Consider the following 9,087-nt stretch of genomic DNA (forward strand, 5'->3'; position numbering starts at 1 on the left):
AGCTGATGGTAAATATATTCCTGGTAATAGTTCACCAACCTTTGCTAATTTATCTTTAAATACAGAAGTGCCTCAGTTTTTAGCTTCTAGCTTAGAAATAGGTGAAATGGCAATGATTAGGAATTTTCGGAGTTGGTTAAAAACGCAAATATCAGAGAATGTCTGAATCAGGATATCCGGGATTTAAGGATTTACAGGATAATTCGTAATTATTTTGTCTGATAGCGAAGCGTGGCGTAGCCATATCAGGATGTCCAGGATTTGAGGATTTACAGGATGGTTATTGATAAATTGTCTGTGAATATTTAGATTTTATAAAATAAAACTACACCAAATAGTAAAAACATCAAATACAGAGTATAATTAAAATATAAAAGTTTGATATTCAGGATATTCAAAAATGTATCAAACAGATCCGCCCTTAGCGGCCAAAGAAACATTACCCACAATGTATGATCTGCCTAGCGAAGATCCAGAGGAGAAAGGTTTGCCGGATCAATTTCATTTATTGCAACCACAATTATTAGCAGATACATTTCTTCCTCCTCATTATAAACAAGAGGAACTTTTTACAGGAAGTGACATAAATCTGTATTTTGATTCTCGTCATCCATTGTGGTATAAACGCCCAGATTGGTTTGCGGTTGTGGGTGTTCCTTATTTGTATGAAAAAAAAGATTTGCGCTTAAGTTATGTAGTATGGCAAGAATCTGTTAATCCTTATATTGTGGTAGAGTTGTTATCACCAGGAACAGAAAAAGAAGATTTAGGTCAAATGTTGCGAGATGTGGAAAAACCACCTGGTAAATGGGAAGTTTATGAAAAGATTTTAAGAATACCTTATTATGCGATATTTGATCGTTATCAATCAGAATTTAGGATGTTTGAATTAAGGGGCGATCGCTATATTGAAACTTTGCGTTCTACACCTTCAGATGCTAATTCTCGTTTTTGGATTCCTGGGTTAGAATTAGGTTTAGGAATTTGGCAAGGGAGTTATAAAAATGTACAAATGCCCTGGTTACGATGGTATGATCAAAATGGTAATTGGGTGTTAACTCCCGCAGAACAGGAAAGAGAAAAAGCAGAACAAGAAAGACAGCGTGCAAACCAAGAAAGACAGCGTGCAAACCAAGAAAGACAACTTGCAGAACAGGAAAAACAACGTGCAGAACAGGAAAGACAGAAAAAAGAAAAATTAATTGCCCAACTGCGTGCTTTAGGTGTTGAACCTGAGATAGATTAAAATTCAGATCCCCGACTTCTGCGATTAATTATAATTTTTTAGAAAATATGAAATTAAGAAGTCCGGGATCTTTAACATCTGATATATTATTTTTTTCCTACTTCCTTTTCTTCTCCTAAACGAGTAAAACGAATTTCTATTCTTCTTCTTGTTTGATCATCTTGTTTATTTTTCATAGGTGCAATTTCTGCTAATTGTCCATTTGGTAATATTAATTGTGCAGCAGAATAAGCACGAAATGATAAACCTTTTAATCTAACTTGTTTGTTTTGAATATCACGCAATATTTTCACAACTGATAACGCACGCATTAAACCTAAATCAGCATTAGAACCTGATTGAAGTTTTGTAACTGGAAATGTGCCACTAACTACTTTTTCTAAATTTACATCTAAATTACTATTTGCTTTACCATTAGGTGTAGCATCTGTATGTCCAATTATTTCCACAACGTTAATACCATATTTGTTGCTGGTACTTTCTATTGTTGGTACTATTTCTCTGAAAATATAGCTTAACATTTGAGGAGGTATTTCTGCACTACCTAACGCAAATCTATAATCACCTTGATCTTTGATAACTATGATTGGTGGTGCATCTGTGAGGCGTTTTTGATTATCTAACTCTCGTTTTAATTCCTCTACTTCTCTTTCTAAATCTTTAACTTTCAAAGGTAAATTGACTGAATTTTTATCAGGTTTATTTTGAACATTAGTTATTTGTGATATGATAATAGTGAGAAATAAAAATAACACTAAGATCATAAACGCATTGGACATTAAATCAGTAAATGCTTGCCAAACGTTTAACTCTTCATTGTATTCAGTGTAGCGTGAACGACGTGCCATAATTTCATGCTTTTACATTACAAAACAATATTGATAAACTTATTTGGTTTAAATTCATGATTCAGGTGTCTTTATTTATTACCTGTCTGAGTTGGTTGATAGAAACTTTAGTATCCTGTAAACTTTTATTACATTCTTGAATATTTTTAATGATTATCTCTAAACCTTGTTCATTTATATTTGTTTGCTTGTTGATACCCTGAAGGATATTATTATTTACTTTTTGATATTCTGAAGTTAATTGAGTGTTGTTATTTTCTAATAGGTTGATCAAATCTACTTTAATAGTCTCCATCTTCATGCTAAATTGATTAGTAGATCCTTCAAGATTGTTGATTAAAGTCTGAAATTGCTGTTGATTATGATCAAGGTTTTGGGAAAGATGAGAAATAAAGCGATCGCCTAAATTATCAAATGCTAAATTCATCTGTTCTGTATTATATTTGACAGACTCTAATAATTGATTCAGGGCGATTTGTTCTTGAGACAAGTTAGAAATAAAGCGATCGCCTAAATTATCAAATCCTAAATTCATTTGTTCTGTATTGTATTTGACAGACTCTAATAATTGATTCAGGGCAATTTGTTCTTGAGACAAGTTAGAAATAAAGCGATCGCCTAAATTATCAAATCCTAAATTCATCTGTTCTGTATTATATTTGACAGACTCTAATAATTGATTCAGGGCGATTTGTTCTTGAGATAAGTTAGAAATAAAGTGATCGCCTAAATTATCAAATGCTAAATTCATTTGTTCCGTATTATGTTTAACAAGTTCTGCATTATATTTCACAAATTCCAATAATTGATTTAGTGAAACATCTACATGACTTAAACTATCAGCTTTATCACTAACTTTTATTTCTACTTGCTCAAGTTTAATCATAGCTTCAGATAAACTATTAGCACCTTGTTGGAGTTGAGGAATAATTTCACTTAACTGAATTTGATTATTTTGATGTAACCCTAATAATTGAACAGAAGTTTGATTAACAACTTTAATATCCTCCCCTAAATTGATTAAATTATTACTTAAACTCTCCATTTGTGCCAACAAATTTATAATCAAATCAGTTGTTTCAGCCAAACTTGCAGCAGATTCAGAAAATTTTTGTTGTGTATTACTTAAATGCTCTGTAGCATTTGATAACTTTAAAGGAAAATCACTTTTATTAAAATTTTCAGCCGCATCTTTAAAAACTTGGGATGTTTGTTGCATTTCCGTCATCGAATCTTGCAAATTATTTATTGAATATTTAAACTCATCCGCAGCACCAGAAATAGTTCCAGCAGCAGCATCAAATTTTTCATAAACTCGTCTAGCTAAATCCATAGTTTGTTTATTTCCATCAGCAATTTGTTGTGCTACCTTACCCATAGATTTTTCTACCGCTTCGCGCACTACTCGACCAAAATTTGTTAAAAATTCATCCTGCTGATCTACCATTCTATTAACTATTCTATCAAGACGAGTATCACCTTGCACTTGTGGAAAATAAATATTATCTAGATAGTCTTCCAAAGAACTAAGCAGACGATATTTAGCAAGTCCACTATTAAAAATGAAATTGACTACCGTTAACAAAGCACTAAATAATAATCCCGTTAGACTGGTAGTAAAAGCAATACTCATTCCTTCTAATGGTTTCTTTAATTCAGCAACTAAATTACTGACATCACTAGCATTAGTTTGATTAATTGCTTGACTGAGAGTAGATAAATTAATAGTAATACCTAAAAAAGTACCAAGTAACCCAAATGCTAACAATAAATTGGGTAAGATGCGACATAAATAATCTATTTGTTCACAGGTGAAACCCTTGATTTTTTCTTGACTATAAACTTGATCAATTAATGCTGTTGTATTTACCTGTTCTAATTGTTGAGATGCTTGTTTAAATCTCTCCTCTAATGTTTCAATAATTTTTAACCGTTTCCCAGGTGCTTGTTTTTTAATCAATCTTTGAATTTTATTACTCAAATCCATTAAATATTTGTAAAGAGATATCCTAAGAAAAATAGTTACCAGAGATGGAAGAATCACAAGAACAACAGTGATAAAAATTAAATAAGGTGGTAGGGGTGGAATCATAAAAAATACCTTTGGTAGTGCGGAAAGATGGTTAAAAGTGGGTAGATGTGAACTACCCATAACAAGATGTTTTAGGTTAGATATTTGTCAAGAATTTTTTGCATTTGTATCTCATAATATTCTTGAGGAATCAAGTTATTATCAAATAACTCTTTTAAACGCGCTAATTCTGAGCGTAATTTATCTTGATTTTGAGTATCAGAATTATCCAGAGGAGAACTAGCTACTATTTCCCCAACAAGAGCTTTTTGATTTTCGATTTTATCTCTAGGTGGAAGTGAATTTTGATTTCTATTTTTAAACATTGCTTCCATCTTCTTCCAAAAACGATTTATTACCCCCTCTTTAATTGTAGGTTGCATATTATCTGGTGAAACATAGACTTTTTGGATATAGGGAAAATTAGGACTATCTTCCGGTATTTTTTTCAGTTTATCTGGAAATTGCCTGAGTTTAGGTAGATATTCATTATCCCATAATGTGGGATTATTTTGCATATCAGAAATTACATCATCTAATATCTTTTGTAAAGTATTCGCCATATTGCGGTTATTAGCTAAATCTTCTAAAGCTTGCATCCAATTTGCACTCACCGCAGCAGTGTAATAACTATCTCGGAAAGAGTCATAATGTTGAAATTCTACCTCCTGATTTTCCTGATTTTCGTTTAACAATTCCAAAGCTAAACAGGGATAAAAAATATCCTCCAGTTGTTCAATTATTCTTGCATCAGGGGGAATGATATCAGAAAAAGAAGTGCGAGCATCATTGTGTAAAAAAGATGTACCAGAATTTTGTTCTCTGATATATGGGTTTCGCATTCTTTCTAGACTACTAATTAATCTCAATGGAAAACCTGCATACTCATTGACAATTAAAATTTCATCATCTGCTTGTATTGCTTTTAAAACACTTGAGGAAATTCCTAAATCTTGTGTTAGCAGTTTTTTAAATTCTGTCACATCTGATTCGTCTGTATCTTTATATCCTATTAATTTACTACTTTTAGCAGGATCATCTCGAAAATAAGGATCATTCAAATTTAACCGCAGTAAAGGTTGAGCTTCCTGCATAATTTGTGTTAACCGAGTAGCACCTGCGGAGGAAGAATATTTTTTCATGAAGCGTTTAATCACAGAATTAACAATATTGCTACCACGAAAAGCAAATATTTTCACAACTTTGGGATCAATTTCCTGTTTTATTTGAGAGTATGTAACTCTTTCTCGATTGAGTAAAAATGCCAAGGATGGATCTTTACCAGTTGCTTCGGTAATCGCTGAACTTGCTAATACTAATTGAGAACGCAGATCATTTTCCGGTAACATTGTTTGATAGCAAAGTTCTATATCTTCACTATCAAAAATAGCCTCCCCACTCATTTCATCAAAATTCAATTGTTTTAATTCTCGTTCCTCTTTTTCATAAGCACTTTGTAAGTCTTCTATCAAACTGCTAAAAGCCGCAACTTGTTTTTCTCTTTCTTGAATGTGCTTTTGTAAATGATTAACTATTTTCAGTGTCTCTTGTAAAACTGTTAAATCAAAATTATGCCTGATCAGTTTACAAACTTCCTGAATAGCTTTTTTAGATTCATCTTGAAATTGGCTATTTTTTAAATTGCCAATCAGCATAAATTTATTTTCCAGTTCTTCAATTATTTGGTCAGTATTATCCCATTTTCTTTCTACATCTTCTATGCGTTTCATTCCCCCACAATCAGTTATGGATTCTTGCAAATCTCGTTGATATTTATGCAGTTCATGTTGCAGTGCTTCTAACCAATTACGGGTATTTCTAATAGAAAATTTAGCTTCTATGGGTGTAAGTAGCTGAATCAAATAATCATCAATATTGGTATTAAGTTCTTTGGCAATTTTAGGGGCAGATTGAATTAATTTTGTTAACCAATAACCGCGAATACTTTCCGTTTCTCCTGGTTGTACAGTACGGAATTGTTTAGTAAATTCTGTGGCTAACTGTTGCCTAACATTTGTCCGATCATCTTTATTTTTACATTCAGAGATTAACTTTAATAATTTAGTTTGCCAAGTTTTCAAACTATTAGTAAAAGTCTTGCTAGATTCTTCTACAGACTCGGATAATTTATTAATTAATCCATCACGTTTTGCTAGATCACTTTGCCAGTGATTTTGAATCAAAAATTGTTCAAGTAAGTTGACAGGATCAGGACTTTGACCTTTACCATTTAACCAAAATCTAACTAATTCTGAACTGACTTTAGTTAAGGCTATTTGAATGATCGTATCACGGGGAAAATAAATGGCGGAAAGTCCAAATGTTAAGTATCTTTGGCTATTAGGACGGGGGTGTTTATCTGGTTGAATTATGTGTTGTAAAAAATTATCTCGATTTCCTTTAACTACTGAACCAAGTTCACCAGAAAGTTCTAAGGCTATTTTATGGGCAATCACATTACATAGTTTACCTTGGGTGAGTATTTCATATTCTCCACCAGTCTGATTAGATAGCAAATAAGCATAATCAAAAGGTGGACGTTTTTCTTTAATAATGGACAGATTCTCAATATCATAACAAGCTGCAAATTCTGTACCAGGATTACTGTAATGGTTTAATTCTTTTAATGCAGCATAAGTATTAGCATTCATGTTAGGAGTATTACCATACAATTCTGGACTAATTACTAAATAGCCAAAAATGCGAGCGCCTTGATCCCCATAAAGATTTCTTAAACTATAAGCAACATCCAAAAACATTCCGCTTCCCGTACCACCACAAAGAGAACCAACAACAAAAATACTTAATCCCGGTTCTATTTTAAAACCTGATTTTAGTAATAAAGATTCGTGTCCTCTGGTGCGTCTTTCTGCTGTTTCAATTGCTGTTTTCACCTTTTGATAGTTGTGAAAAAATGCTAATCTTCCTACAGGTCTAATACCTTTTGCTCCCTCTTCCACTGCTTTAATATTCCGCAATAACTGAGGAGGAAACCAGATCCCAATATGATCATAAGGTCCGTAACTATTATATTCTGAACGTCGTTCTAGTCCGTCCACAAACATGGTGACATCTTTCGATGACATGGTAGCACTGACTTTTTCAGCTTCTTTAAAACTTAAATCCACACCATGATAGCTACTTCCTGTTCTAATACCTGTAACTTGGGTTGATGCTTTATCTGTGTCAATGTGAACAAAACTGACAATTGGTAAATTATTTAAATCTCCATAACGGTCAACAATTAACCGTCTAATTCGCATTAAAACATCTCTACCAGTACCACCCAAACCGATACAAATTGTACGGTTAATTCCTCTATATTGAGTTTCGTTTGTTGTTGCTTGATTCATAGTTTTTACCCTGAATACTATTTTTTGATTTTGATGGTTATTTCGTGTTCGCGCTGGCGTTTATCTGGACAATTTAAGGTAAAGTTAGAATTTGTGATCAGAGTTCTTGATTTTACTTTTTTGTTGTTGAGTTCAATCTTAGAATCTGATGTAGGAACTAGATAAAGTTTTTCTCCTTTACGTTCTAAATAAGCTTGTAATTCTCCACTGGGACAGTCTATAGAATCTACACAGGTAGGATCATATTCACCAATTGCAATTTTTTTATTATTTGGTAATCTACATATTTGTTCTTCATGTTCTCCATTCGATTCAAACTTGACTCGCACATCCCATTTTTTTTGTAATTTGGCAAATTTGAAGATACTGCAACAGGCAGCAGCCAATATTAATAATAAAATGAAACTGGGTAGCCATAACTGTTTCAGCAAATAAGGATTAACTAAACAAGTTTCTTGACCTCCTGGTGCTGGTGTACAAAATTCTTGAACCGTAGGATTTAGGTCTATTACAGATAGTGTATAATCTTTATTATCTTGATTTTTAATGATAAGCGATCGCTCTTTTAAAGGCAAAGTATTCAACCAATTTTTTCTTTCTTGACTTTCCGGGGATGTAGCAATTCTAAACGGACTATCACGAGGGGTTTCTATCCAAACTTCTGACGTAATTCCTGGCTTTGTAAATAACGGTGCATCAGTAACCCAAACAACCGACTGGGGTTTAATTGGTTGATTTTTCGTCAGCCGATTTTGATTAATCTGTGCTATACCTTGATATACTGTTAACTCTGCCCTTTGAATATCTGTACCATAACGATTTGGATCATAATTTAACGGAATTTTCGCTAAAATTTTATTAATATTTTCTATATTTTTATGATTAAAATATATCGGTGTTCCCAATGGATTTTCTAGAGAAATCACATCATCAGAAACCACATTTTGAGCAAAAGGAACAACATAAACAGAATCTCCCGGTTTGAGACTGTCTTCAACTATTTGACGTAACCGAATACGTCCTTGGTCATTTAAACCCACACTTTCCGTTACATCAATGGCCAACACAACATCACGTTTACCCCCTCCTAAGAGGGACACTAACCGCAAACCATCCTTTTGTGTGCCTGTCAGTGGTTGTCCAGGGGCAATTTTTGTCAAAGTCACAAACCCTATAACTCATTAAATAGTATATGTATAAATTTTATATCACAAATTACACTACAAATAAATAGTAAGTCTAGTTTAAAAGATAAGTCTTATCATAGTATTTTTACTGTTTTTAATATAAATACATTTATATACATATAAATTCGCAAATGCAAAAATTTAATATTATATGCACTCTTTCTAGTATTAGGTTTAAATAACAAAAATATAATCAGATATAATCAAATATTAACACCTGTAGCACAAAAATATCATGAATTTTTGCCTATATTAAGTATCTGAATACCATGCAAAGTCCCAGACAAATGATTACATTCGCAGTTTTGGGCAAATCTCAGAAGTGCGGTTGACTATTAATGAGAATTATAACCAAACTTTAAAGTATATTGGTGGTCCCCAA

General features: G+C 32.6%; 5 protein-coding genes. 1 reads left to right on the forward strand and 4 read right to left on the reverse strand.

Annotated features, from left to right (window positions below):
- Positions 1-400: 400 nt before the first annotated feature.
- On the forward strand, positions 401-1,246 hold the full coding sequence (locus tag FFR48_RS21870; RefSeq protein WP_137668832.1) for a Uma2 family endonuclease: 846 nt from the start codon (positions 401-403) through the stop codon (positions 1,244-1,246).
- Between the two features lie 86 nt (positions 1,247-1,332).
- Here FFR48_RS21870 and FFR48_RS21875 read toward each other — a convergent pair whose 3' ends face one another.
- From FFR48_RS21875 to FFR48_RS21890, 4 genes are all read right to left on the reverse strand, one after another.
- Positions 1,333-2,094 carry a flagellar motor protein gene (locus tag FFR48_RS21875; protein ID WP_137668833.1) on the reverse strand — a complete coding sequence of 254 codons (762 nt, stop codon included), beginning with the start codon at positions 2,092-2,094 and terminating at the stop codon, positions 1,333-1,335.
- 61 nt (positions 2,095-2,155) lie between these two features.
- Positions 2,156-4,081: a hypothetical protein gene (locus tag FFR48_RS21880; protein WP_236104140.1), complete on the reverse strand. Its 1,926-nt coding sequence runs from the start codon at positions 4,079-4,081 to the stop codon at positions 2,156-2,158.
- Positions 4,082-4,257: 176 nt separating this feature from the next.
- Complete coding sequence (locus FFR48_RS21885; protein ID WP_137668835.1) at positions 4,258-7,518, reverse strand: tubulin-like doman-containing protein; 3,261 nt, start codon at positions 7,516-7,518, stop codon at positions 4,258-4,260.
- 17 nt (positions 7,519-7,535) lie between these two features.
- Complete coding sequence (locus FFR48_RS21890; RefSeq protein WP_137668836.1) at positions 7,536-8,684, reverse strand: vWA domain-containing protein; 1,149 nt, start codon at positions 8,682-8,684, stop codon at positions 7,536-7,538.
- Between the last annotated feature and the right edge of the window lie 403 nt (positions 8,685-9,087).

Source organism: Sphaerospermopsis reniformis, from assembly GCF_005402885.1.
Lineage (GTDB): Bacteria > Cyanobacteriota > Cyanobacteriia > Cyanobacteriales > Nostocaceae > Sphaerospermopsis > Sphaerospermopsis kisseleviana.

What these genes read in the sequence shown, in the direction of transcription:
- FFR48_RS21870 (WP_137668832.1), top strand. Translation starts at nt 401, where the DNA reads ATGTATCAAACAGATCCGCCCTTAGCGGCCAAAGAAACATTACCCACA.
- FFR48_RS21875 (WP_137668833.1), bottom strand. Translation starts at nt 2,094, where the DNA reads ATGGCACGTCGTTCACGCTACACTGAATACAATGAAGAGTTAAACGTT.
- FFR48_RS21880 (WP_236104140.1), bottom strand. Translation starts at nt 4,081, where the DNA reads ATGGATTTGAGTAATAAAATTCAAAGATTGATTAAAAAACAAGCACCT.
- FFR48_RS21885 (WP_137668835.1), bottom strand. Translation starts at nt 7,518, where the DNA reads ATGAATCAAGCAACAACAAACGAAACTCAATATAGAGGAATTAACCGT.